Below are 22,298 nucleotides of genomic sequence, written 5' to 3' on the forward strand. Positions count from 1 at the left end.
TTTACCCATCGGCTCAAACCTTAGCTTGAAAACTTGCCATGAAAGCCCTGCAATTCACCCGTCACGGGTCTCCCGATGTGTTGCAATACGTCGATGTGGCGACACCCGATATCGATACCCACACTGCGTTGGTAAAAATCCACGCAGCCTCCATCAACCCCAGCGACGTGAAGAATGTCGCGGGCAGTTTCTCCAGCACCACGCTGCCCCGCATTCCCGGGCGCGACTTCAGCGGCGTAGTAGAACGGGGCCCGGCAGAATGGCTGGGCGCGGAAGTATGGGGAACCGGCGGCGATATCGGCTTCACACTCGATGGTACGCATGCTGAATATATCAAGGTGCCGGTCAGCGCCCTGGTTCGCAAGCCCACCACCCTGACGCATGAAGAGGCTTCGGCCATTGGCGTCAATTTCTCGGTGGCCTGGCTGGGCACCATCGACTTCGCGCAACTACGCGAGGGCGAAACCATCGCCGTCATTGGCGCAGGCGGCGGCGTGGGCGGCGCAGTAACGCAGATCGCCAAGTCGCTGGGTTGCCGCGTTATCGGCATCGATCGCCAACCGGTCGATCCGCAGTCGCCTGCCGGCAGGCTCATCGACACGTTCGTGCCCTTCGATGAGCACACGATTGCCAACGTGCGTGACATCCAGGGGCTCACCAAGGGCGTGGATGTGGTTTACGACACCGTGGGCGGCATCGCTTTCGAAACCGCACTTGGGTTGGCGCGGTGGCGGGGACGCGTGGTGGAAATCAGCGCCATCGGGCGCCGCCGGGTCGAATTCGATCTGATCAACTTCTATCGCAACGAAACGCAGTTGTTCGGTGCCGACAGCGCGAAACTCGGCGTAGCGGAGTCCGCGCCAATGATGCAAGCCATTGCCCGACAGTTCGAGAGCGGCAAGTTCGACGCCCCGGTGATTGCACATCGCTATACGCTTGCGCAGGGTCGAGAGGCTTATGAGGCCGTTTCCGCAGGCACGTCCGGCCGGATCGTGCTGCTGCCATGATCCCCCCTCTCCCCAAGGAACAACCATGAAGGCTTATCTCGTATCGCTGATCGTCGGGACGATTGTTGGCGTGACCTACGGAGTATTACGCGTGAAATCGCCAGCCCCGCCGACCGTTGCCCTGATCGGACTGTTCGGCATGCTGGCCGGCGAGCAGTTGATTACCCTGGTTCGCCATATGCTGCGCTGACCCCGGGGGTCACTCCGCGCTGGCGGCCTTGGGTTTCCGTCCGCGGCGTGGCTTGGCTTCCGTCTGGGCAATCAGGCTCTGCAGGTAGGCAATGCCCTCCTCCTCCGGAAAGAACGACACCACGTCCGCCACGGTCAGATTGTGACGCTCACGGAGTGCCAGGAACTCTAGCTTTGCCCGTTCCATGGCTGACATGGCCGCCTGCTTGGCGGTCTGCTTCTTGGTCGAACGCTGCTCAATCTGCTTATCGAGCGCCGCGAGTTCTTCCTGGAAGCGGCGGAAGGCGTCTTTGGGGAGGGTCATGGCGACTTGGGGTGTTGCGGGAACGCCGATTATCTCACACGAAGCAAGGCCTTAGCGCGCTTTCCGGGCCCATCGAACCCGTCCCTTCGCCCCCACTCCGGCCCCCAGGCCTACACCCCGACTTTCACGTTTTAAAGCGCATTGACGCGTATCATGCACAGCAGGCAAAGGGAGCCTGTTCTTTGTTCCCCCACATCGGATCGCCGTCGAATCCCACATCCCCGGCGATGGCACAGTCTTAGCTTTACTAGCTTCAGCGGCACTACGTCTAGGCGTCACCGGAACTCACACCGCTCATGGATGGCTGGGGTGCGGTTATCTCGGGCTCTGGAGCAGCGGCGATGCTCACATCCATCAGCGAAAACAAATGGCTGCGCCAAGCTGCGGTATTTGTTCTTTATACGTTGGCTTACGAGCTGCTAAGGCCCTATTCCAATGGCATCTGGACGCTCACTTGCGGGCTCCGCTTGAGCTGCCTGCTGCTGCTTCCCTACCGCTACTGGCCTACGTTGGCCTGCGCCGAAATCGCACCGCTGGTCTACAACAACGACCCGTACCTGAGTCAGTTCGGATCCGCCTGGACGGTACTCAATTCCATTCCCGTCATTCTCTATGTGATGCCCGTTGTCTGGTGGTGCCGGGAAAAACTCCCGCTGTTTCCGAACAAACGGCTGGTCAACGTCAACATCCTGCTGTTCTGCGCCGTGCTGGCGTCAGCCATCTGGGTTGCCACCACATTCGCCATCATGGCAACCAGCAAGGAGACGGAACCGTTATCCGCCACGACTTACCGACTCGAGGCCGTGCAGATCTTCCTGGGAAGATACGCAGGTATCCTGACGATTCTGCCGCTTGCGCTCGCCTTCAAGTTGCAGCGGCCCAGCCCGCTGTCGGCTCGCCTTGTCCAGTGGGCCAGAAGCCGGCTGACGCTTGAAATGCTGGTGCTATTGCTTCCCACGCTCGCCGTGCTGGCATGGCTCAACTATCGCGCCGAGCCGGGTGCACAACTGGTGATCCGCATGGCCATGTTCCTGCCTGCCGCATGGCTCACCATGAAACACGGCTGGCGTGCGGCGGCCATTGGCATCACCGCCGTGATGGTCTGTAACTTCCTCAGCCTGGAATCTCGCCCGGGTGCCATTTACGTAGCCGGCATCCAGGCATTCATCGCCTTTTCCTCAACCTGCCTGTTTGTTCTCGGCGCGCATATCTCGGCGCAAAACGCTGCGGAAGAACAGGAACGGCTGGATGCGCAAGCGGCCGTGAAACTTGCCCAGCAAGGACTGTATCTGTGTGAAGTGCGCATGCGTCAGACCGCACAAGCGCTGGAATATCTGAGCGGAACCGTGCAATTGACGCAGACCCGGCTACTCAACCGGTTCAAGCACATGCTGCCGACGACCGAGGGCCAGAACTACTACCGGCAAGCGGCAACCGCACAAAGTCAGATGTACCGGCTGGCCGAATCCATGCATCCCACCGCGTGGCGTGAGCGTGGGCTACCGGCTGCCCTGCGGGAAACGATTGCGCGAGTGCTTGACGAAGCGGGTCTGGCTTATCGATTTGAACTGAAGGGCCGGGGGCTCAGCCAGCTCTCGCCGGGTATCCACGCGGCCATCTATCGCCTGGCATGCGAGGCCGTTGTATATGTCAGCGAACAGCAGCCCTGCTCGACCATCTTTACGTCCCTGCGCGGCGGCCTCACCCATCAGCAACGCTGGGCCGTGCTGCGCGTGGAAGGCATCGTCGCACAGCCCCCTGATGACGCCACTCACAAGAAATACGAGAGCCAGTCATTGGCGTCCAAGCTGGGCGTACTTGGGTTGGATATCCAGGCGATGAAAGATCATGTCCACCTTTACGGCGGCGAGCTTCATATACGACGGTCGGCGGGAAAGGTGCAAATTACCGCATTGCTTCACAATGCCGCTCAACAAGTACGAGGGGCGCAACACGCTCCCCCCGTACTTGAACTCTACCTAAGCTAGAGATGGGTGGTGATCGCCGATTATTGGCCGGTCTTGGAAACCACCTGGCCGGTGCAATCAAATTTCGTGCAGGTATCAGGGCCGGAAGTAACCTGGCCAGTGCAATCGAACTTCGTGCACGCATCACCGTCAATGACATTCAACACGACAGTGCCGTTGTCGGCAGCAAGCGCGGTAATTTGCGTGGCGCCGTCACGATAAACCGTCTCGCCGCTGCTGGATGATGATGTGGTGACGTAGGCTGCATCGACACCGACAGGCAACGTCAGCACGACGTGATCAGCAACAGCAACGGCACCAAGAACGGTACCGTTCAAATCATTGACCTGTATATACCGAACCCCCTCACGGACAAACAGGTAAACATGAAAATGCGGACTTACACTGACATCGGCCGCATTCGGCCAGGCCTGTCCAAGGCCGGTCGATGGTGGCTGACTTGCCAGCGCAGATATCGAAAGGGTAGCTGTCAGCAGCGCGCCGATGATCGCCTTACGCGAAACCAATGCATGCGATTTGCAGAACATAAAAACCCCCTACGCGTCGGATTGCGGCAACAATTGCCGAATGAAATGTAGCATTCGGCAATGTGTCCATAACGCAAAGGAATCTGGCCCATTGACCAATGTCGTTGGCTTAAATGGCGTCAGATTTATTCGATGGGACTGACCAGCCTCTTTCTAGCGAAGAGATGGTCCCCACGGGTTTTTGCGGCCTTTATTTATCCAACATCGCAGAGGTGCATTGTCTCTTCCACACCTGCGCTTTTCTAGAAAATCCGATACCGCAACATGCATATTTCGTACATGGCATACCGATAACTCGTCGCTTTTCCAATCAACAAAGCAAGCATATCCCTTCACCAAAGATGTACTTTGCCATGCATCACGACAAGTATTTCCAGGCAGTCACCCACACAGCACCTGACTTGGAATATCGCGAACAAATACGAACCATGCTCGAAATAAATAAACACCCCATTCATTAAATAGTGCGGTGTTTATTGCATTTGCGTGGCCAGTCTTTATAACCTACACATCCAGACACCCTGACAACAAGGACCATCCATGGCGATCGATCTCAAATCCCTTTCTCCCAAAGAACTCAAGGCACTCATTGCACATGCCGAATCACAGATGCAGGAAGCGAGGGCCAGCCAGGTACAGGAAGTCAGGAAGAAGATCGACGCACTGTTGAGCAATGCCGGCCTTACCCTGGCCGATATCTATCCGGTCCGCGGCGGCAAAGGCGGCAAACGCGGCGCTGTCGCTCCCAAGTACCGTAATCCGGAGGATCCGAGCCAGACCTGGACGGGGCGCGGCAAGCGTCCACTGTGGTTTGCGGCTGCACTGAAGCGCCGTGGCGTAACGGCAGAGAGCCTGTTGATTGCCGGCGCCAAAAAAACGGCGAAGGCTGCGCCGGCCAAGCGGGCTGCGAAGAAGGCAGTTCGCAAGAGGACGAAACGCCACTGATATTTACTTGCACGTGAAACAAAACAAAAGCCCCGCAGGAGAGATGCTGCGGGGCTTTGTTTTGCGGGTTCTGCCTAACCGATTTTTTAGTCCGACATAAAAAACGAGAGCGGCGAGTACTCGTCTTAAACTCTCTTGGCGAAATCTTCAAAGCGCTTACAACATGCAAGGCGGGATCGCCAAAACGCAGTCGTTGTTGGTGCAGTCCCTCACGCATGCAATGTGGAGCCAGGATCTGTGTTCCTGCCGTTTCGGGGAACAAATCCATCAGGCGTAAGAGCTCGGCACTTTTCCGACTATCGCTGCGTGATACGTGGGATTGTCTGGCCCATCCGTAGACCGAGTTCCTCTGCGCGTAGCGCTGCGCGGCCTGGCTTCGACTGTCCTTGCTGTTCCAGGCAAATTTGTTGAACCGGGGCTCTCATCGCAAATCACTCTCTCCGCCACCCATAAAAAAACGCCCGGCCGGGCGTTTTTTTATGGGTGGCGGAGAGAGTGGGATTCGAACCCACGGTAGGCTTACACCTACGGCAGTTTTCAAGACTGCTGCCTTAAACCACTCGGCCATCTCTCCGATTTGTTTGCCGGCCGGCTTATGAGTCTGTCCAGCCTTGCGAGGTCGATAATCCTATCAGGAACCGCGCACCCGCGGGCTATTTGAACCTTTGCGGGATAGCGCGAACAGCGCCCAGACCATGATGACGACTGGAATCAAGCCACCCAACAACGGGAACAGTGTGGCGGGATGGCGCAGCACCATCGGTATCAATTGCGTCGCCGTGGCAAAGGCGATGATCCACAAGCGCCAGCTGCGACGCCTGCGAGCGATCCAGAAGCTGGCCAAGACCAGCACCATGGCGATGATGCTTAGCACCAGGTCAAGGGTGGGGAGCTCCCACACCGTGGCGAAGCTCAGGCGCGTGCCGATCACGGAGGCGAGCACGAACATCAGGAAATAACTGGTGTAGAACTCCACTTTGTCCCATGACGTGCGCGCCGGCGTGTTCATGCAATTTTCTCCGTGCCTCCCATATAGGGGCGAAGGATTTCAGGGATGCTGATCGAGCCATCGGCATTCTGGTAGTTTTCCATCACCGCGATCAACGTGCGGCCAACGGCGAGACCGGAGCCGTTGAGGGTGTGTACCAGTTCGGGCTTGTTGGTATCGGGGTTGCGTACGCGGGCCTGCAGGCGACGTGCCTGGAAGTCTTCGCAGTTGGAGCAACTGGAAATTTCGCGATAGGTGTTCTGGCTGGGCAGCCAGACTTCCAGGTCGTAGGTTTTGGCGGACTGGAAGCCCATGTCACCGGTGCATAGCAGCAGCTTGCGGTATGGCAGGCCGAGCTTCTGCAACACCTTCTCGGCGTGGCCGACCATTTCCTCAAGCTGTGCGTAGGAATTGCTGGCGCGCGCCACCTGCACCATTTCCACTTTTTCGAATTGGTGCTGGCGTATCATGCCGCGCACATCACGGCCGTAGCTGCCTGCTTCGGCACGGAAGCACAGCGAGTGCGCGGTGAGGCGCAGCGGCAGCGCATCCGTATCCTGGATGGTGTCCCGCACGAGGTTGGTCAGCGACACTTCGGCGGTCGGAATCAGGTAACGACGGGAATCGCCAACCTGGGTCGCAAACAAGTCTTCTTCGAACTTCGGCAACTGAGTGGTGCCGAACATCGAATCGCTATTGACCAGCACCGGCACGTTGCATTCGAGATAACCATGCTCGCGCGTGTGCAAGTCGATCATGAACTGCCCCAGCGCACGATGCAGCTGAGCCAGTTGACCGCGCATCACGGTAAAGCGCGCACCCGAGAGCTTGGCCCCGGCTTCGCCATCCAGCCAGCCATGCCGTTCGCCAAGATCGACGTGATCCTTCACTTCGAAATCGAAACTACGCGGCGTGCCCCAGCGGCTGACTTCATGATTGTCGGTTTCGTCCGTGCCGACCGGCACGGACTCGTGCGGGACGTTGGGGATCAGCAGTGCGATGTCGGACAACTTGGCCTGCACGTCCGCCAGCGCCTGCTCATTGGCCTTGAGCTTGTCGCCGATGCCGGCGACTTCCGCCATCAGCGGCGCGACATCCTCACCTTTGGCCTTGGCCTGGCCGATGGCCTTGGAACGGGTGTTGCGCAGGTTCTGCAGTTCCTGGGTCTCGGTGGACAGCTGCTTGCGTTGGCCTTCCAGCGCCTCCACGGCGGCCACGTCGAGCGTGAAGCCTCGGGTTTCCTTGAGACGCGCGGCGGTTTCGGCGAGGCGCGAACGCAGCAATGCGGGGTCCAGCATGTTCGGATCCGATATCAGGGCAAGAACGGGGGATTATCGCTGCCGCGCCTCCGCCGTCGCAACGCGGCATGCTCCCGGACGCGGAAGGCTTCCAGCCTCCGCGCCCGGATTCACTCAGGCCGATTTCCGCTGCCCCCGCCCCCGCCCCAGCCACCACGCCATCACGGCGCCGGCCAGCAGCCAGCCGATGACTTGCTCGATCAGGGCGGCCCAGGTGAAGTCGGCAGGAAAACGATACCAATTCCAATAGGGCACCAGGACGCTAAGCCAGGCAAAGACTGGCGCAGCGACCGCGATAGCCATGCGCTTGGCGAACCCAAAGGTGGACAACCCCATCAGGAAGGCCAAGGCCAACGACGCCAGGGTGTCCGACGCCCACTGGCGCGGCAACTGGCGGCCCATCTTGGTCATATCCTCGCCTTGCGGCAGGTAGACCACCAGCGCGTAGGGCAATGCGACCGCCTTTTGCTGGTAGGCCGCCTTGGCAGCCGGGTCGTTCCATTGGTGAGGATCAAGGGAAGGCAGCAGATAGACGCCTGCCTGCTCACCCAGCCCCTCGTGCAGGCTACCGAGCACGGCGTCCTCATGCGCCGGCTGATGGATGCCCTGATTGCCCAGCCCCAGCGCCATATGCGCTACGGCGCCCCAGCAGAACATCACGATGCCACCGAATATCGCTGCAACCAGTATGCGCATGGGTAGCCCTCCCCGGCTGGATGTTAGCCTCCACTCTAGGTGCGGGGCTGGTGAAGCGCAATTTATTGGCAAACGGCGCGACCGCAATGAATCCGCCCCTCGCCCGGAGGGGAGAGAGTCAGTTCACACAAGGGTTAAGCGCTCTTCCCTTTTTTCTCGCTACGCGCCTTCGCGCGCGCTTCGCGCAACGCCAGCAACTTCTCGCGCAGCTTCAGTTCGAGTCCGCGTTCGACCGGCTGGTAGAACTCAGTACCAGCCAGCGCATCCGGCAGACATTGCTGATCCAGCGCGATGCCACCTTCGGCGTCGTGGTCGTATTGATAGCCCTTGCCGTACCCCAGCCCTTTCATCAGCCTGGTCGGCGCATTGCGCAAATGCATCGGCACGTCCAGCGTGCCGGTTTCGCCGACCACGGCACGTGCCTGGTTGTAGGCCATGTAGGCGGCATTGCTCTTGGGTGCGATCGCCAACCAGATCGCCAGTTGCGCCAAGCCCAGTTCACCCTCCGGGCTGCCAAGACGTTCGTAGGTATCCCACGCATCCAGGGCCATGCGCCAGGCGCGCGGTTCAGCGAGGCCCACATCTTCCACCGCCATGCGTGTCAGGCGGCGTGCGAGGTAGAGCGGATCGCAGCCGCCGTCCAGCATGCGCACGAGCCAGTACACCGCGGCGTCCGGATCGGAAGAGCGCACGGATTTATGCAACGCCGAAATCTGGTCGTAGAACTGCTCGCCGCCTTTGTCGAAGCGGCGTGTGCGGTCGGCCAGTACCTGCTCCAGCGTGCCGTGGTCGATCACACCGCCATCGGCCAGCTCGGCGGCGATTTCCAGCAGGGTCAGGGCACGGCGCACATCGCCATCAGCTGCCTGGGCAATGAGTTGCAAGGCGGAATCGGCGACATCGAGCTTCAGCGCGCCAAGACCACGCTCGTCGTCAGCCAATGCACGACGCAGGGCGCCGGTGATGTCGTCGGACGAGACCGCATCCAGCACATGCACGCGGCAGCGCGAGAGCAAGGCCGAATTCAGTTCAAAGGATGGGTTTTCGGTGGTTGCGCCGATGAAGATGATGACGCCGCGCTCGATATGCGGCAGAAAGGCGTCCTGCTGCGCCTTGTTGAAGCGATGCACCTCGTCGACGAACAACACGGTGCGCCGCCCCTGCGCAAAATTGGCTTCGGCTTCGGCCAGCGCCTTGCGCACTTCGGGCAAGCCGGAAAGCACGGCTGAAATGGCGCGGAAATCCGCATCGGCATAGCGCGCCACCAGCAGCGCGAGGGTGGTCTTGCCACAACCTGGAGGCCCCCATAGCACCATCGAATGCACACGCCCGCTTTCCAGCGCGCGCCGCAGCGCCTTGCCCGGTGCGAGCAGGCGCTGCTGGCCTACGATCTCTTCAAGGCTGCGCGGGCGCATGCGCTCGGCCAGCGGCTTGAGTTCTTCCGAGTCGGTCGCGAACAGTTCGGAGGTGTGATGCGGTCGATCCATCACCGGATAATAGGGCATCTGGCCGAGCCTCGTTTTGGCCCACTACTCCGGGCCTTTAAGGCGGGCCACAGGAGCGCCTCAGGCTCTCCTTGCCGATCTGCGCCGGAGGAGGTTCAGAACATTGCGTTCCGACTGCACATCCCATCTTGCAGTCAACGATTATTCACGATTATTATTTCTTAAAATCGTCATTACGCTGATGCTTCATTTCTTAGAGCAAGCTTAAATTGCTCAATAAATAATCACAAAATCGTCACTTCATTACAGCGATTATTCAAACCTTAGAGCAGGCTTAGCGTATTATCTTTCGCATTAAATAAAATAACGATTTAATGCATTTGTTATGTAATTGTCATATCGCGTCTCTACGGTGTCGGCCTTTCACCACCCCGCCAACACCGGAAAAAAACAATGACGCGATCGACACATGCGCTGCTCCGCTGCCCCCCTGCCTATCTTGCATTGTGCCTTGCCATGGCTATTGCCACATCGGTTTCTGCGCAGGATGCGACCAATAACGGCAATGCCCCGGTAAATGGCCCAAGCACCACCAGCAACTCGAATAACGGCACCTCATCAAATAATGCAAAAACCCTGGCAAGCATGCAGGTGACGGCTAATTCAGCCGTTAGCGCCATTGCCCCCACCCAGGGCTCGACCATTGCCGCGGAGCCGCAGTCGATCATCGGCAGCAAGTACATTGAGGAAAACATTCCGCCCACCGGCGACTACACCGACGCCATCGCCATTTCACCGAGCGTGTACACCATCGCGCCGAATGGCTCGGGCCTGATGGAAACACAGATCGCTTCCATCCGCGGCTTCCAGGACGGCCAATACAACGTGACGTTCGACGGCATTCCGTGGGGCGACTCCAACGACTTCACCCACCACTCCACCTCATACTTCACCAATGAAGACACCAGCAGCGTGACAGTCGATCGCGGCCCGGGCACGGCCAGCACGATCGGCGACGCCACCTTCGGCGGCACCGTCTCGGTGGAATCGATCAATCCGCAGGATCAATTCAACATCCGGCCGTACATCAGCTTCGGCAGCTGGGAAACCGCCGTGGAAGGCGCGCGTATCGATACCGGCAAGCTCGACAGCAGCGGTACCAGTGCCGTCATCAATGTGCAGAACGGAGAGTCGGACGGCGCCCTTACCTACGCCGGCCAGCGCCGCCAGAATGTGTTCGCCAAGGTCGTGCAGCCGTTGGGCGAGAACACCACGCTGACCTTCGGCGGCATGTGGAACAAGATCAACCAGTACGTGCCCCTCGGCGCCACCAAGGCACAGATTGCCGAATACGGCTCGAACTATGCCTTGAACAACAATCCGGACAGCCAGTCTTATTACCGCTATAACCAGGACCAGATCAGCACCTACATGGGCTATATCGGCCTGCATTCGGAATTCGACGGCTGGACGATCGACAACAAGGCCTACACCTACGCCTATAATCACTTCGGCTACAACGGCGAAGACGTCAATGGCAACACGCCCAACGGCACCGACTACAGTCCCGACGATGTGCCGGGCCAGCACATGCGCAACTGGTATCGCTCCTGGGGCGACACGTTCCGCATGAGCAAGGAAATCGGCCCGGGCGAAGCTCGCGCGGGTGTCTGGTACGACGATCAGGACAATCTGCGCTGGCAGTACGAGTTCGACGATACGCTCGACCTGCCCAATTCCCCCGACGGTTCGTTGCTCGGCGCCGCTGACCGCATCATGACGGATTCGCTGCGCACCCTGCAGCCCTACCTGGAATACCAGTGGAACATCACCGACTCCGCATGGTTCATCGCCGGCGTGAAGTACGACGATTTCAAGCGCGACATCGATGCCGAAGTGAACCAGAAGACCGGCTTGCCGCTGGATTACTCGAAGGAGTGGAATGCTACGTTGCCGTCGGCCTCGTTCCACTATGCCTTCACCTCCAACTGGACCGCGTACGCCCAATGGGCCGAAGGTTTCCTGGCGCCGAACCTCAATCTGTTCTACGTACCCAATCCGGAATTTACCGACTCCGCGCTTCAGCCGGAAAAAACCACCAACAGCCAGCTTGGTACCACCTGGAGCAGCGACCGCCTGACGCTGTCGGGTGACGTCTACAAGATCGACTTCAACAATTTCATCCAGAGTCACAAGGTCGGTGCGGACACGCAGTTCTACAACGGTGGCGGCGTGCATTACACCGGCGTCGAACTCGAGGGCACCTACATGCTGGGTGGCGGCTTCAGCGTTTACGCCAACGGATCGCTCAACCGCGCGATCCAGACTGACGACAATACGTGGAACCCCAACACCCCGCACAAGACTGCCACGCTGGGCTTTATTTACAGCAATGGCCCGATCTACGCGTCGCTGGTTGACAAGTTCGTCGGCAAGACCTACTACACAGCGAACAACAACGATGACACGGTGATCGGCGGCTATGCGATCACCAACTTCGCCGCCAGCTATACGTTCGATCCGCATATCAGCGATGTAAAGGACTTCAAGATCGGCGTGCAGCTCAACAACCTGTTCAACAACACGACCATCAACGCGTTGGCCGGCACCACCGCGGATGGCACGCCGCTGTATTGGACCATTCCAGGCCGCAACTTCAACTTCACCGTTTCGGCGGATCTGTTCTGATGAAACGCTGCGTGCTGTTGTTATCGATGCTTGTCATTGGCCAGACCGCCCTGGCTGACGGCGATGGCGCGAAACCCGCCATCGTCGAACTGTCGAACTTGCTGCCGCCTCCGCCGGCAGCAGGTTCGATGGCGGCTCAACACGATTTGCAGGCCGTATTGATGGCGCAGCAAACGCGTACGCCCCCGGAGATCGCTGCCGCCAAGGCGGATAGCAAACGCTCTGTGTTTCGCTTCTTCGACGTACTGGGACCTGAATTGCAACCGAAAGCGCTGCCGAACACGGCAGCGTTTTTCGAACGCATCGCCGACTTTGACAAGGACGAGGTCAAGGAAGCCAAGAATTATTGGCGACATCCTCGGCCTGGCGCGGTATCCAGCGAAGTGCATCCGTTGGGGATAGAGATGCCCCACGACTGGAGTTATCCCAGCGGTCACGCCACCTTCGGCTACACCACCGCCGTATTGCTGGCGAACATGCTGCCGGAAAAACGGGCGGCGATTTTTGCCCGCGCCGATGTCTATGCCGAGCATCGCATCGTGATGGGCGTGCATTTTCCCAGCGATATCGAAGCCGGGCATATCGCCGGTACGGTGATCGCGGCGGAGATCTTGCAGGACCCGAACTGGCGGCAAGGTTATGAAGCGGCGCGGCTGGAATTGCGGCATGCACTGGGCCTGCCGGCCAATCCGCCGCCCGATGGTCAGAGTCACTGAAAAACGCCCAGCTCCCTGGGTGGGGTTACCCCCGGATCAAGTCCGGGGTAACCAAGCTGCAAAAGATCAGTTCTTGAGCGGCTGCGTGGTGAGTTCCGGCAAATCGCCGATCACATCCGCACCCTTGGGCGGCGTGAAGTTGAAATCCTGCGGCGGGATCTGCGGATTGCGTTGCCAGTTGGAGAAATGGATGTCGGTGACAGCACCCAGCTGATCCTTGAACTGCATGCGCACCAGCCCACTCGCATCGAAGCCCAGATCGGCGTAGCTGAATTGCGGATCCTGGCCGGCCGAGGTCAGGCGCAGCCACACCAGACCGTCATGCTCGCCCTGCTCGGTGACGGTGAATTCCTTGTCCAACTGTTTCAGGTCGGTCAGCACCGTCAGCGGGCTGTGCGCTTCTTCCGTGTCTTGCCTGCGTACCGTCACCTGCTCCAGATCCGGATCGTAAAGCCATACGCGGCTGCCATCGGCAACGATGGTCTGCTTGTAAGGCGTCAGCGTATCCCAGCGAAACTGGCGCGGCGCTTCCAGCACCAGGGTGCCGTTGCTGGTTTGGACCTTGCCGCCGGGATCGGTCATGGTTTGCGTGAAGTTGCCGGAAATGGCATGCAGTCCCTGAGCGAAGGCGTCGAGCCGCGCACGCGCCGGGCCGGCAGCCTGGACCAGACTGCTGAGGGACAACGCAAACAAGCCGACGAGTGCGACGAAGCGAAGGCGTTTCATGGGACCTGTTCCTGATGAACCAAATAAGCCAAGTGTGCGGCGGAAAAGCTTAACGGCAGGAGAGAGTGGAGAGGAGTGAGGAGTAAGAGAGAGCCGAGATTCTCCATGCTTTCTCTCACTTCTCACTCCTCTTCCCTCACTCCTAGCTTCTCGGTGGGGGCGGCGCCAGCACCTCGCGGTTGCCGTTGTGCTGGGGTGCGCTGACGACGCCGTCCTGCTCCATCTGCTCGATCAGGCGGGCGGCGCGGTTGTAGCCGATGCGCAGATGGCGCTGTACACCGGAGATCGAGGCACGGCGGGTTTCGGTGACGATGCGTACAGCCTTGTCGTAGAGCTGTGCGTCGGCGTCGCCGCCCTCCTCGCCTTCTTGCGGCAGGCCGGCGTCGTTGATGAACTTGCCGTCGCTGGTGGCCTGCACTTCTTCCAGCACACCTTCAATGTATTGCGGCGCGCCCTGTGCCTTGAGCCAGGCCACTACGTTGTGCACTTCGTGATCGTCGACAAAAGCGCCGTGCACGCGCTCGGGCGTCGCAGTGCCGGGAGGCAGGTGAAGCATGTCGCCGTGACCCAACAGCGTTTCCGCACCGGACTGGTCAAGGATCGTGCGTGAGTCGATCTTGCTGGATACCTGGAAGGCGATACGGGTGGGGATATTCGCCTTGATCAGACCGGTAATCACATCGACCGACGGACGCTGGGTGGCGAGCACCAGATGCACGCCCGCCGCACGCGCCTTCTGGGCAAGACGCGCGATCAGCTCTTCCACCTTCTTGCCGACGATCATCATCATGTCGGCAAACTCGTCGATGATCACGACGATATAAGGCAGCGTCTCCAGCGGTTCGGCGGTGAGGCTGGGCATTTCCGGATTGGGACGGAACAGCGGATCCAGCATCGGCTGGCCGGCGTTCTCGGCGTCCTTCACCTTCTTGTTGAAGCCGGCCAGGTTGCGCACGCCCACCGCGGCCATCAGCTTGTAGCGGCGCTCCATCTCGGCCACGCACCAGCGCAATGCGTTGGCCGCTTCCTTCATGTCGGTGACGACCGGCGCCAGCAGATGCGGGATGCCTTCGTAGACCGAAAGCTCCAGCATCTTCGGGTCGATCATGATCATGCGCACGTCTTTGGCGCTGGCCTTGTACAACAGGCTCAGCACCATCGCGTTCACCGCCACCGACTTGCCCGAACCGGTGGTACCGGCCACCAACAGATGCGGCATCTTGGCCAGGTCAGCCACCACCGGGCGGCCGGCAATATCCTTGCCCAGCGCCAGCGCCAGCGGCGATTTCTGCTGGTCGTAGCGGTCGGAGCGCAGGATTTCCGACAGGTAGACGATCTGCTTCTTGGCGTTGGGGATTTCCAGGCCGATCACGTTCTTGCCCGGAATCACGTCGACCACGCGCACGCTGACCACCGAAAGGCCGCGCGCGATGTCCTTGTCCAGGCTCGACACCTGGCTGCCGCGCACACCGGCGGCGGGCTCCAGCTCAAAGCGGGTGATCACCGGACCGGGATAAACGCCGACGACCTTGGCCTCGATCTTGAAGTCCTTGAGCTTCAGCTCGACCTGGCGCGACAGCACTTCCAGGGTTTCTTCCGAATAACCCGGCCCCTGTTCCGGCGCTTCATCCAGCAGCGACAGCGGCGGGAGCTCACCCGGCTGCGCAGCGCCGACGAACAGAGGAATCTGTGTTTCCACGCGCGCACGCTCGCTCTTCACCACCGGTGCAGCGGGCGCTTCGATGCGTACAGGTTCGCGCTTGGCCTGTTTGACCGCCTCGACTTTCTTGACCACTTCGCGCTCGGCGCGCGCCTGATGCGCGGCGATCATCTCGGGCGCCTCGCGCAACTTGCCGCCGAACCAGGAGAACAGCCTCAACACGCCCTGCCCGGTCAGGTCCATCACCTTGAACCAGGACAGCCCGGTCGCCAGCGTCACCGCGATCAGGAACAGGGCCAGCAACAGCAGTGGCGCACCTTTATCGCCAAACGCGCGCAGCAGACCGTGGCCGACGGCATGGCCGATCACGCCACCGGCGCCCTCCGGTCCCATGGTGCTGTCCGGAAAGTTGATCCAGAACAGGCCGGGCAAGGTGATGAAGAAAAACACCGAGCCGATCAGGCGCAGCGATGGCTCCCACGGCTGCACATTGCGCACGCCGTGATTGCGCAGCACCTGCACGCCCAGGAACAGCAGCAGCAAGGGGAAGAAATACGCCACTCCGCCAAACAGATAGCGCAACAAGTCTGCGATATAGGCGCCCACCGTGCCGCCGAGGTTGTGCACGTGGTCGGTGGTATCGGCGTGCGACCAGCTCGGATCCGCGCCGTCGTAGCTCAGCAGGCAGACCAACAGGTACAAGGCCAATGGCAGCAGCAGCAGCGCGCCGGCCTCGCGCAGGCGGCGCTTGAGCTCTTCGCTCATGCCCTCCTTTTCCTTGGTTTTTCGGACGTTCGCGCTACGCGCCACCGGGGTCTTTTTCCTTGCAGTTTCGGGATTTGGCATACGTTTGCGCGAAGCAGTGTAACAAGGGGTGTGAGCTGAGGGACGAACGGTAGTGCGCAGGCCATCGCGGCCGCACCATCCCCCGGTCGGACGCGAGTTGCAGACAGTCTGGCTTGCCAAAGGGCGTAACCAAGTGACCTCGCTGCCCGTCCCCCGCCCCCTCAGGACGCTAGCGGCCGGCAGATGAACGGAAACACAAAACTGCCGATGCCTTGAATAGCCCTCGCGAGTTCCCCATCCTTGCGGTCTTCCGGGAAGCGGATAACCCGCCTCGCCGTTCCAGCGAATCCCCTTACAAGCAGCCAGCGAATTCTTAAGGAATTATAGCAATGAGCACCCCTAAACATAGCCGCCTGTTGATCCTCGGCTCGGGCCCCGCCGGATACACCGCAGCCGTGTACGCCGCGCGCGCCAATCTCAAGCCGACCATGATCACCGGCTTGCAGCAGGGTGGCCAATTGATGACCACCACCGATGTGGACAACTGGCCGGGCGACGTAAAGGGCGTGCAGGGACCGGAACTGATGCAGCGCATGGCCGAACACGCCGAGCGCTTCGAAACCGAGATGGTCTTCGACCATATCCACTCGGTGGACTTGAAACAGCGCCCGTTTCGCCTGAAGGGCGATTCTGGCGAATACACCTGCGATGCACTGATCATCGCCACCGGCGCTACCGCCAAGTACCTGGGTATCCCCAGCGAAGAACACTACAAGGGCAAGGGCGTCTCGGCCTGCGCTACCTGCGACGGCTTCTTCTTCCGCGATCAGGACGTAGTGGTGGTCGGCGGCGGCAACACGGCGGTGGAAGAAGCACTGTACCTGGCCAATATCGGCCGCAAGGTGTACCTGGTGCATCGCCGCGACAAGCTGCGCGCCGAGAAGATCATGCAGGACAAGCTGTTCGAGAAAGCCGCCGCCGGCAAGATCGAGCTGGTGTGGAACCACGCCATTGACGAAGTGCTGGGCGATGCTTCCGGCGTCACCGGCGTGCGCGTGAAGGACGTCAACAGCGGCGTCACCCGCGACATCGAAGCCACCGGCTTCTTCGTCGCCATCGGCCACACACCGAACACCGGCATCTTCGAAGACCAGCTTGAAATGCACGACGGCTACATCAAGATCCGCACCGGACTGGACGGCATGGCGACGATGAGCTCAGTGCCCGGCGTGTTTGCCGCCGGCGACGTGGCCGATCATGTGTATCGTCAGGCCGTGACGTCGGCCGGTTTTGGTTGCATGGCGGCGCTGGATGCCGAGCGCTGGCTGGATCAGGGCAAGCCGGCTGGCTGAGTGGCCATTGCCCAGGCTGGCTAGCGCCGCACTTGATCCGCGGCGTAAGCCAACTAGCCTGGCATTCGACAACTAGCCTGGCATTCGATGGAGATAAGCTGGGTTACGCTGCTAGCCCAGCCTACGTAACTTAAGTAACCCTGCCGCGCGTGATCGAAGCACGTTTCCACGAAAGCATCGACGACATCCCTGCCGCGAAGTGGGATGCGTTGCGTCCGGATGACAATCCGTTTCTCTCGCACGCATTCCTCGCCGGCCTCGAGCGTACGGGTTGCATTCGTCCCGACTGGGGTTGGCAGGCCCATCATCTGGGTCTGTATCGCAACAGCGAACTGATCGCCGCGGCGCCGCTGTACCTGAAAGGCAACTCGCACGGCGAGTTTGTGTTCGACTGGAGCTGGGCCAGCGCCTGGGAGCGTGCGGGCGGCGATTACTATCCCAAGCTGCTCAATGCCGTGCCCTATTCACCCGTTACCGGCCCGCGCCTGCTGGTGGGCCGCGATCCTGCGCAGGCGCCTGCTTTGCGCGAGTCTCTGGTTCAGGCAATGCAGCAGCAAACCGAGCGCCTGCAACTGTCGTCGATCCACGCCAATTTCCTGAGTGACGCGGATCTTGCCGCTTTCAAGGGCGACTGGATGGCACGCAGCGACGTGCAATTTCATTGGCACAATCGCGACTATGCAGACTTCGAGGCCTTCCTCGCCGCACTGAATCACAAGAAGCGAAAGAACATACGGCACGAGCGCCAACGAGTCGCCCGTCATGGCCTGCACATCGGGATGTACGGCGGCGCGGATCTGGATGCGCGCAGTTGGCTGCGCGTGCATGCGCTTTATGCCTCCACGTTTGACGCCAAGGGCAACCACGCCGCGCTAACTGAGGCTTTCTTCCAGTACTTGCGCAAGGAACTCGGCAACACCGTACAACTGGCGCTCGCCAAGCAAGGCGAGGACATTGTCGCCATGGCCCTGCTGTTGCGCAGCGCCACGACCTTGTATGGCCGTTACTGGGGCGCCAGCGTCGACTTGCCTGACCTGCATTTCGAGCTGTGCTACTACCAGGGTATCGAATACGCCATTGCACACGGGCTGCAACATTTCGAACCCGGCGCGCAGGGCGAACACAAACTGGCGCGCGGATTCCTCCCTGTCCGCACATATTCGCGCCATTACCTGCTGCATGAAGGCTTCCGCAGCGCCGTGGGCCGGGCGCTTGCACAGGAGCGCGAAGGCGTGGACGCTTATGCCGAAGAGTTGCTCGATCACAGCCCCTACGCCAAACCATGATTCGCCTGCCCTTACTCGACGAGCACGCACTGGATCGTTTCCCTGATCCACACACCGCGCTCGCCGAACCGAATGGGCTGCTCGCTTTCGGGGGTGATCTTTCACCCGAGCGGCTGAAGATAGCGTACGCACACGGCATATTCCCCTGGTTCAACGAAGGTGAGCCGATCCTGTGGTGGTCGCCTGATCCACGCTGCGTCTTTCATACCGAAACGCTGCGGCCCAATCGCAGCCTGCGCCGCGCCGTGGCCGGCAAGGGATGGCAGGTGACCGTCGATCGCGCTTTTCGCCGGGTCATGGAAGCCTGCGCGGCGCCGCGCCCCAGCCAATCCGGCACCTGGATCGGCCCGGCCATGATCGATGCGTACGATGAACTGCATGTGCAGGGCTACGCGCACAGTGTGGAAGTGTGGGAGGGAGACCAGCTGATCGGTGGTGTTTACGGCGTATCCATCGGCAAGCTGTTTTGTGGCGAGTCGATGTTCAGCGCACAGAGTGGCGGATCGAAGCTCGCGCTATGCGCGCTGGCCGCCTTGCTGCGTCAATGGGGGTTTCCACTGATCGATGCACAGGTCAGCAATCCTCACCTGCTGGGCCTTGGCGCCGTTGAAATGCCACGCAGCGCTTTTCTACGCAGCATCACGACGCTGGCAACGGCACCGTTCGACCCAAAACATTGGAACGACCTGCCCATCCTTACGGCAACGCGGATTTTGGAAGACGATCATTTGATGGGTTCGGCGTAAGCGCCAGCGTTTTCAGTGCCGCGTAATTGTTGAGGAAGAGCTGTACCAGCCTGGGATCCAGCTGACCACCGGCGGCGTCCTTCAAGTAGTTCAAGACATCTGTCTCCGGCCACGCCGGTTTGTAGACACGTGGAAAACTAAGCGCGTCCCATACATCCACAACGCTGAAAATGCGCGCCGCCAGCGGAATGGTTTCGCCAGCCAGACCTTGCGGATAACCGGTGCCGTCCCAGCGCTCGTGATGACTGTATGGAATGGCGCTGGCTCCGCGCAAAAATTCGATCCGTTGCAACATGTCGTAACCCATGCGCGGATGCGTGCGCATCAGGCGTGTTTCGTCTTCGTCCAGTTTGCCCGGCTTGATGAGGATGCTATCCGGCAAGGCAAGTTTGCCGATGTCATGCAGCAGCGCGCCGAACTTGATATCACGCAGGGCGTCGCTATCCAGGCCCGCCAAGCGGGCCAAACCGGTCGCCATGCGTACGACGCGCTCGGAATGATCGCTGGTTTCCTTGTGCCGGATATCCATCGCCTCGACCAGCACATGCAGGGTCTCCTCATGGCTCTTGAGCAGACGCCGGTTTGCCTCGGCCATCCGGCGCACCGTGCGGCCGATCATCCAGTACAGCAACAGGCCGGTTCCCAGCACAAACAGCCAGCCTTTGATGATCTGGTAGAAAACCAGCCGGTGCGGGTCATGCACCAAACTTCCCAGCAATTGCCCGGAGAGCCAGATATAGATGGCCGAAACCAGCACATAGGTGCCGGCGGTACGGAACTGCGGGCTTAGGACCACGAAACTGCCCTCCCCCGGGGGCGCCTGACGAACGCGCATTGTGTCATCCGCCATCATGCCCCCAGTGTGTTGCGATGCGCAAATCATCTACCGGGCGACGCGAAAATCTCGAGCAATCCAGCACGGACCCAACCAACCACCTCGAACTCAAGCTTGACGCCGCAATGCCACCTGCAAGATGCGACGTTGCAAACGATCACGCAAACTCACTGCGTCCACCAGCCCCATGCGCTCCAGTGCCGCCGCTTCCTCGACACGCGGCTCCCCCGGACGCAACAGCGCTTCAAGCAACTGCCACCTGCCCTTCCAGTTCGCGCTGGATGACTTGAGCCATTCCAGTGCCGGTAGCAGGCGTTGCTCCACGTCAGTGAAGTCGCTGCCAAACGGGAATGTCGGCATCAATCCCTTGCGCATCGGCTTGGCCAGCGCCTGCTGCAGAAGCTCGGGGCGATGTTGGCGCCAGCCGTCGGGAATCTTGAAATCCGCGGCCAGCTTGCCGTGCGACTTCGCTTCGGCCGCCAAGGCATCGATAAAACGCGCATCGCTGATCCCCAGCATCGCTTCGATACATTCGCTGTCGCTTTTGCCGCGCAGGTCGGCCACGCCATATTCGGTAATCACGATGTCACGCAGATGACGCGGGATCGTAGTGTGGCCGTAATTCCAGCGGATGTTGGTTTCGACCCCATTCTGGCCTTTGCGGGTGGCGCGCAGCATCAAGGCCGAACGGCCGTCCGGCAGTTCGTGCGCCATCGCGACGAAGTTGTATTGGCCGCCCACCCCGCTCACCACATGACCGTCGTCCAGGCCATCGGATACCGCCGAGCCGAGCAAGGTCGCCATCATGCAACTGTTGAAGAAACGCGCGCCGCGCCGCTGCAACACGGCCAGTTGCTGATGGTCGCCGTAAAGCTGGTTGACGTTGGAGATGCGGCACATATCGATCGCATCCGGATCGCTGCCGGCAGTGACATCCAGCCATTCATAAAGATCGCGCGATCCAAGAAAGAAACCGCCACGCAAATAATGGCCGCCCGGCACATCCTCCGGCAGACGGCCAGCTATCGCAGCGCGTTCCAACGCCAGGTTGTCCCAGCTCCGCCGCTTGAGAATGCCCGCCTTGGCCAGATGCATGAAGCCATCCAGCACCATTTCGCTGGCGCCGTACAGACCGGTCTTGAAGCTGGTCAGCCCACCCAGGCGCCCTGCCAGCGCGTGCGTCGAGCCACCTGCATCCAGCGCCAGCAGCGCCTGCCGCCACGCGACGTTGTCCTGATGCCGCAGCAACAAGCCTTTGACGAGCGCATCGGATAAGGCGCCGATGCCGATTTGCAGACAACCGCCATCCTTCACCAACGCACTGGCATGCAGACCCAACGCGTATTCGTTGATGTCCACCGGCGAACGCGGCAGTGCAAACAGTGGCGGGGAGGACGACGGCGACAGTTCGAGATCGAAGAAGTCATGCGGCACCTCGGCATTCCCACCGATATACGGCAAGGCCGGATGCACGACGGCCACGCACAGCGGCCGCGCTTTGCCCGCCGCCTTGACGCGATCCAGGAAATCCAGGGTCAGATCCGGATTGCAGGAAAGGCTGTAGCGCACACCACCCGGCGTGTCGTGCCGCGCCACCAGTTGCACCAGCAGATTGATGTCCTGCACCACCAGGTCGCGCGCCACATGGGAGTAGTTCTGGCTGATGTAGTTGCGCTGGGCGCTGGCCGAGTGCAGCAGCGTGCCGGATTGCATGTAGAACTCATGCACCGCCACATTCGGCGGCAATTTGCCCAGCTGTTGATCAAGGGCATACTGCGGATCGAGGTAATCCGCGCCGAAATGCCGCTCCAGGAAGGGGCCAAGAAAACGCGCTTCCAGTCCGGGCTTGGGCAAGGGCCGAGTGAGTGACAAGGCCGTGTACAAGGTCATCGAGCGCCAGGTATCTGCCTGCATCAAGGCGTACAAGGCATTGAGCAAACCGTGCGGCTTGCCGAGCCCCAAGGGGGCGGCAACACGTAGATCGGCACCCAGCCGCTCGACGATCAGCTGCGCACAGGCGTCGGTGTCCGTAAAACGCTGCTCCGGCAACATGCGTTGATCATGCCAGAAGCATGCGATGTTGCGCACAGCTCCCTGCAATACGACGTTGTAGGCA

Annotated in this window: 19 protein-coding genes and 1 tRNA gene; 9 read left to right on the forward strand and 11 right to left on the reverse strand. The window is 60.4% G+C overall.

Translation table 11 applies throughout. The annotated features are described in order from the left end of the window. Positions 1 to 38: 38 nt before the first annotated feature. Both ISP19_RS09950 and ISP19_RS09955 read left to right on the forward strand, forming a co-directional pair. Positions 39 to 1,007 (forward strand): quinone oxidoreductase family protein, encoded by a 969-nt coding sequence (locus ISP19_RS09950; protein ID WP_204681319.1) that lies wholly within the window; start codon positions 39 to 41, stop codon positions 1,005 to 1,007. Between the two features lie 25 nt (positions 1,008 to 1,032). Continuing rightward, positions 1,033 to 1,197: a DUF1427 family protein gene (locus ISP19_RS09955; RefSeq protein WP_204681321.1), complete on the forward strand. Its 165-nt coding sequence runs from the start codon at positions 1,033 to 1,035 to the stop codon at positions 1,195 to 1,197. Positions 1,198 to 1,206: 9 nt separating this feature from the next. Here the strand turns inward: ISP19_RS09955 and ISP19_RS09960 are convergent, their stop codons facing one another. Continuing rightward, positions 1,207 to 1,500 carry a 2-hydroxyacyl-CoA dehydratase gene (locus ISP19_RS09960; RefSeq protein ID WP_204681323.1) on the reverse strand — a complete coding sequence of 98 codons (294 nt, stop codon included), beginning with the start codon at positions 1,498 to 1,500 and terminating at the stop codon, positions 1,207 to 1,209. Between the two features lie 341 nt (positions 1,501 to 1,841). On the opposite strand from ISP19_RS09960, the gene ISP19_RS09965 reads away from it, so the two are divergent. Beyond that, the gene (locus tag ISP19_RS09965) at positions 1,842 to 3,488 is read left to right on the forward strand and encodes an MASE1 domain-containing protein (RefSeq protein WP_204681333.1); all 1,647 of its coding nucleotides are present in this window, start codon (positions 1,842 to 1,844) and stop codon (positions 3,486 to 3,488) included. 20 nt (positions 3,489 to 3,508) lie between these two features. On the opposite strand, the gene ISP19_RS09970 is transcribed toward ISP19_RS09965, so the two are convergent. Beyond that, positions 3,509 to 4,015, reverse strand: a complete 507-nt coding sequence (locus ISP19_RS09970; protein WP_204681335.1) for a hypothetical protein — start codon at positions 4,013 to 4,015, stop codon at positions 3,509 to 3,511. 540 nt (positions 4,016 to 4,555) lie between these two features. Here ISP19_RS09970 and ISP19_RS09975 point away from each other — a divergent pair. Next, positions 4,556 to 4,960 (forward strand): H-NS histone family protein, encoded by a 405-nt coding sequence (locus tag ISP19_RS09975; RefSeq protein WP_204681337.1) that lies wholly within the window; start codon positions 4,556 to 4,558, stop codon positions 4,958 to 4,960. Between the two features lie 484 nt (positions 4,961 to 5,444). Here the strand turns inward: ISP19_RS09975 and ISP19_RS09980 are convergent. From ISP19_RS09980 to ISP19_RS10000, 5 genes are all read right to left on the reverse strand, one after another. Then, positions 5,445 to 5,534 (reverse strand) — tRNA-Ser (locus tag ISP19_RS09980). Positions 5,535 to 5,591: 57 nt separating this feature from the next. Continuing rightward, positions 5,592 to 5,969: an LrgA gene (locus tag ISP19_RS09985; RefSeq protein ID WP_204681339.1), complete on the reverse strand. Its 378-nt coding sequence runs from the start codon at positions 5,967 to 5,969 to the stop codon at positions 5,592 to 5,594. After that, complete coding sequence (serS, locus tag ISP19_RS09990) at positions 5,966 to 7,246, reverse strand: serine--tRNA ligase (protein WP_204681341.1); 1,281 nt, start codon at positions 7,244 to 7,246, stop codon at positions 5,966 to 5,968. The genes ISP19_RS09985 and serS overlap by 4 nt, the downstream gene beginning before the upstream one ends. A 114-nt stretch (positions 7,247 to 7,360) precedes the next feature. Next, positions 7,361 to 7,942 (reverse strand): hypothetical protein, encoded by a 582-nt coding sequence (locus ISP19_RS09995; RefSeq protein ID WP_204681343.1) that lies wholly within the window; start codon positions 7,940 to 7,942, stop codon positions 7,361 to 7,363. 134 nt (positions 7,943 to 8,076) lie between these two features. Then, positions 8,077 to 9,429 (reverse strand): replication-associated recombination protein A, encoded by a 1,353-nt coding sequence (locus ISP19_RS10000; RefSeq protein ID WP_239556731.1) that lies wholly within the window; start codon positions 9,427 to 9,429, stop codon positions 8,077 to 8,079. A 474-nt stretch (positions 9,430 to 9,903) separates the two neighbouring features. On the opposite strand from ISP19_RS10000, the gene ISP19_RS10005 reads away from it, so the two are divergent. Further along, positions 9,904 to 12,075 (forward strand): TonB-dependent receptor, encoded by a 2,172-nt coding sequence (locus tag ISP19_RS10005; RefSeq protein WP_204681347.1) that lies wholly within the window; start codon positions 9,904 to 9,906, stop codon positions 12,073 to 12,075. Then, entirely contained in the window at positions 12,075 to 12,791 is a 717-nt protein-coding gene (locus tag ISP19_RS10010) for an acid phosphatase (protein WP_204681349.1), read from the forward strand. The genes ISP19_RS10005 and ISP19_RS10010 overlap by 1 nt, the downstream gene beginning before the upstream one ends. Positions 12,792 to 12,857: 66 nt before the next feature. Here the strand turns inward: ISP19_RS10010 and lolA are convergent, their stop codons facing one another. Next, a complete protein-coding gene (gene lolA / locus ISP19_RS10015; protein ID WP_204681350.1) occupies positions 12,858 to 13,517 on the reverse strand; it encodes an outer membrane lipoprotein periplasmic chaperone LolA in 660 nt (219 codons plus the stop codon). 142 nt (positions 13,518 to 13,659) lie between these two features. Then, on the reverse strand, positions 13,660 to 16,023 hold the full coding sequence (locus tag ISP19_RS10020; RefSeq protein WP_379946349.1) for a DNA translocase FtsK: 2,364 nt from the start codon (positions 16,021 to 16,023) through the stop codon (positions 13,660 to 13,662). Positions 16,024 to 16,352: 329 nt separating this feature from the next. On the opposite strand from ISP19_RS10020, the gene trxB reads away from it, so the two are divergent. The 3 genes from trxB to aat all read left to right on the forward strand — a co-directional run bounded on the left by trxB (position 16,353) and on the right by aat (position 19,347). After that, the gene (trxB, locus tag ISP19_RS10025) at positions 16,353 to 17,315 is read left to right on the forward strand and encodes a thioredoxin-disulfide reductase (protein WP_204681361.1); all 963 of its coding nucleotides are present in this window, start codon (positions 16,353 to 16,355) and stop codon (positions 17,313 to 17,315) included. A 149-nt stretch (positions 17,316 to 17,464) separates the two neighbouring features. Next, a complete protein-coding gene (locus ISP19_RS10030; RefSeq protein WP_204681363.1) occupies positions 17,465 to 18,601 on the forward strand; it encodes a GNAT family N-acetyltransferase in 1,137 nt (378 codons plus the stop codon). Beyond that, positions 18,598 to 19,347: a leucyl/phenylalanyl-tRNA--protein transferase gene (gene aat, locus ISP19_RS10035; protein WP_204681365.1), complete on the forward strand. Its 750-nt coding sequence runs from the start codon at positions 18,598 to 18,600 to the stop codon at positions 19,345 to 19,347. The genes ISP19_RS10030 and aat overlap by 4 nt, the downstream gene beginning before the upstream one ends. Here aat and ISP19_RS10040 read toward each other — a convergent pair. Both ISP19_RS10040 and ISP19_RS10045 read right to left on the reverse strand, forming a co-directional pair. Then, positions 19,298 to 20,182 (reverse strand): HD-GYP domain-containing protein, encoded by an 885-nt coding sequence (locus ISP19_RS10040; protein WP_239556716.1) that lies wholly within the window; start codon positions 20,180 to 20,182, stop codon positions 19,298 to 19,300. The two genes, aat and ISP19_RS10040, sit on opposite strands and share 50 nt — an antisense overlap. A gap of 108 nt (positions 20,183 to 20,290) precedes the next feature. After that, positions 20,291 to 22,234 carry an acetyl-CoA hydrolase/transferase C-terminal domain-containing protein gene (locus ISP19_RS10045; protein WP_204682177.1) on the reverse strand — a complete coding sequence of 648 codons (1,944 nt, stop codon included), beginning with the start codon at positions 22,232 to 22,234 and terminating at the stop codon, positions 20,291 to 20,293. Between the last annotated feature and the right edge of the window lie 64 nt (positions 22,235 to 22,298).

Source organism: Dyella flava (assembly GCF_016904955.1).
Classification (GTDB): domain Bacteria; phylum Pseudomonadota; class Gammaproteobacteria; order Xanthomonadales; family Rhodanobacteraceae; genus Dyella_B; species Dyella_B flava.

Bases quoted from the DNA above. Each gene is read 5' to 3' on its own strand.
- ISP19_RS09950 (WP_204681319.1), top strand. From the start codon at position 39: ATGAAAGCCCTGCAATTCACCCGTCACGGGTCTCCCGATGTGTTGCAA.
- ISP19_RS09955 (WP_204681321.1), top strand. From the start codon at position 1,033: ATGAAGGCTTATCTCGTATCGCTGATCGTCGGGACGATTGTTGGCGTG.
- ISP19_RS09960 (WP_204681323.1), bottom strand. From the start codon at position 1,500: ATGACCCTCCCCAAAGACGCCTTCCGCCGCTTCCAGGAAGAACTCGCG.
- ISP19_RS09965 (WP_204681333.1), top strand. From the start codon at position 1,842: ATGCTCACATCCATCAGCGAAAACAAATGGCTGCGCCAAGCTGCGGTA.
- ISP19_RS09970 (WP_204681335.1), bottom strand. From the start codon at position 4,015: ATGTTCTGCAAATCGCATGCATTGGTTTCGCGTAAGGCGATCATCGGC.
- ISP19_RS09975 (WP_204681337.1), top strand. From the start codon at position 4,556: ATGGCGATCGATCTCAAATCCCTTTCTCCCAAAGAACTCAAGGCACTC.
- ISP19_RS09985 (WP_204681339.1), bottom strand. From the start codon at position 5,969: ATGAACACGCCGGCGCGCACGTCATGGGACAAAGTGGAGTTCTACACC.
- serS (WP_204681341.1), bottom strand. From the start codon at position 7,246: ATGCTGGACCCCGCATTGCTGCGTTCGCGCCTCGCCGAAACCGCCGCG.
- ISP19_RS09995 (WP_204681343.1), bottom strand. From the start codon at position 7,942: ATGCGCATACTGGTTGCAGCGATATTCGGTGGCATCGTGATGTTCTGC.
- ISP19_RS10000 (WP_239556731.1), bottom strand. From the start codon at position 9,429: ATGGATCGACCGCATCACACCTCCGAACTGTTCGCGACCGACTCGGAA.
- ISP19_RS10005 (WP_204681347.1), top strand. From the start codon at position 9,904: ATGGCTATTGCCACATCGGTTTCTGCGCAGGATGCGACCAATAACGGC.
- ISP19_RS10010 (WP_204681349.1), top strand. From the start codon at position 12,075: ATGAAACGCTGCGTGCTGTTGTTATCGATGCTTGTCATTGGCCAGACC.
- lolA (WP_204681350.1), bottom strand. From the start codon at position 13,517: ATGAAACGCCTTCGCTTCGTCGCACTCGTCGGCTTGTTTGCGTTGTCC.
- ISP19_RS10020 (WP_379946349.1), bottom strand. From the start codon at position 16,023: ATGCCAAATCCCGAAACTGCAAGGAAAAAGACCCCGGTGGCGCGTAGC.
- trxB (WP_204681361.1), top strand. From the start codon at position 16,353: ATGAGCACCCCTAAACATAGCCGCCTGTTGATCCTCGGCTCGGGCCCC.
- aat (WP_204681365.1), top strand. From the start codon at position 18,598: ATGATTCGCCTGCCCTTACTCGACGAGCACGCACTGGATCGTTTCCCT.
- ISP19_RS10040 (WP_239556716.1), bottom strand. From the start codon at position 20,182: ATGCGCGTTCGTCAGGCGCCCCCGGGGGAGGGCAGTTTCGTGGTCCTA.
- ISP19_RS10045 (WP_204682177.1), bottom strand. From the start codon at position 22,234: ATGTTGCCGGAGCAGCGTTTTACGGACACCGACGCCTGTGCGCAGCTG.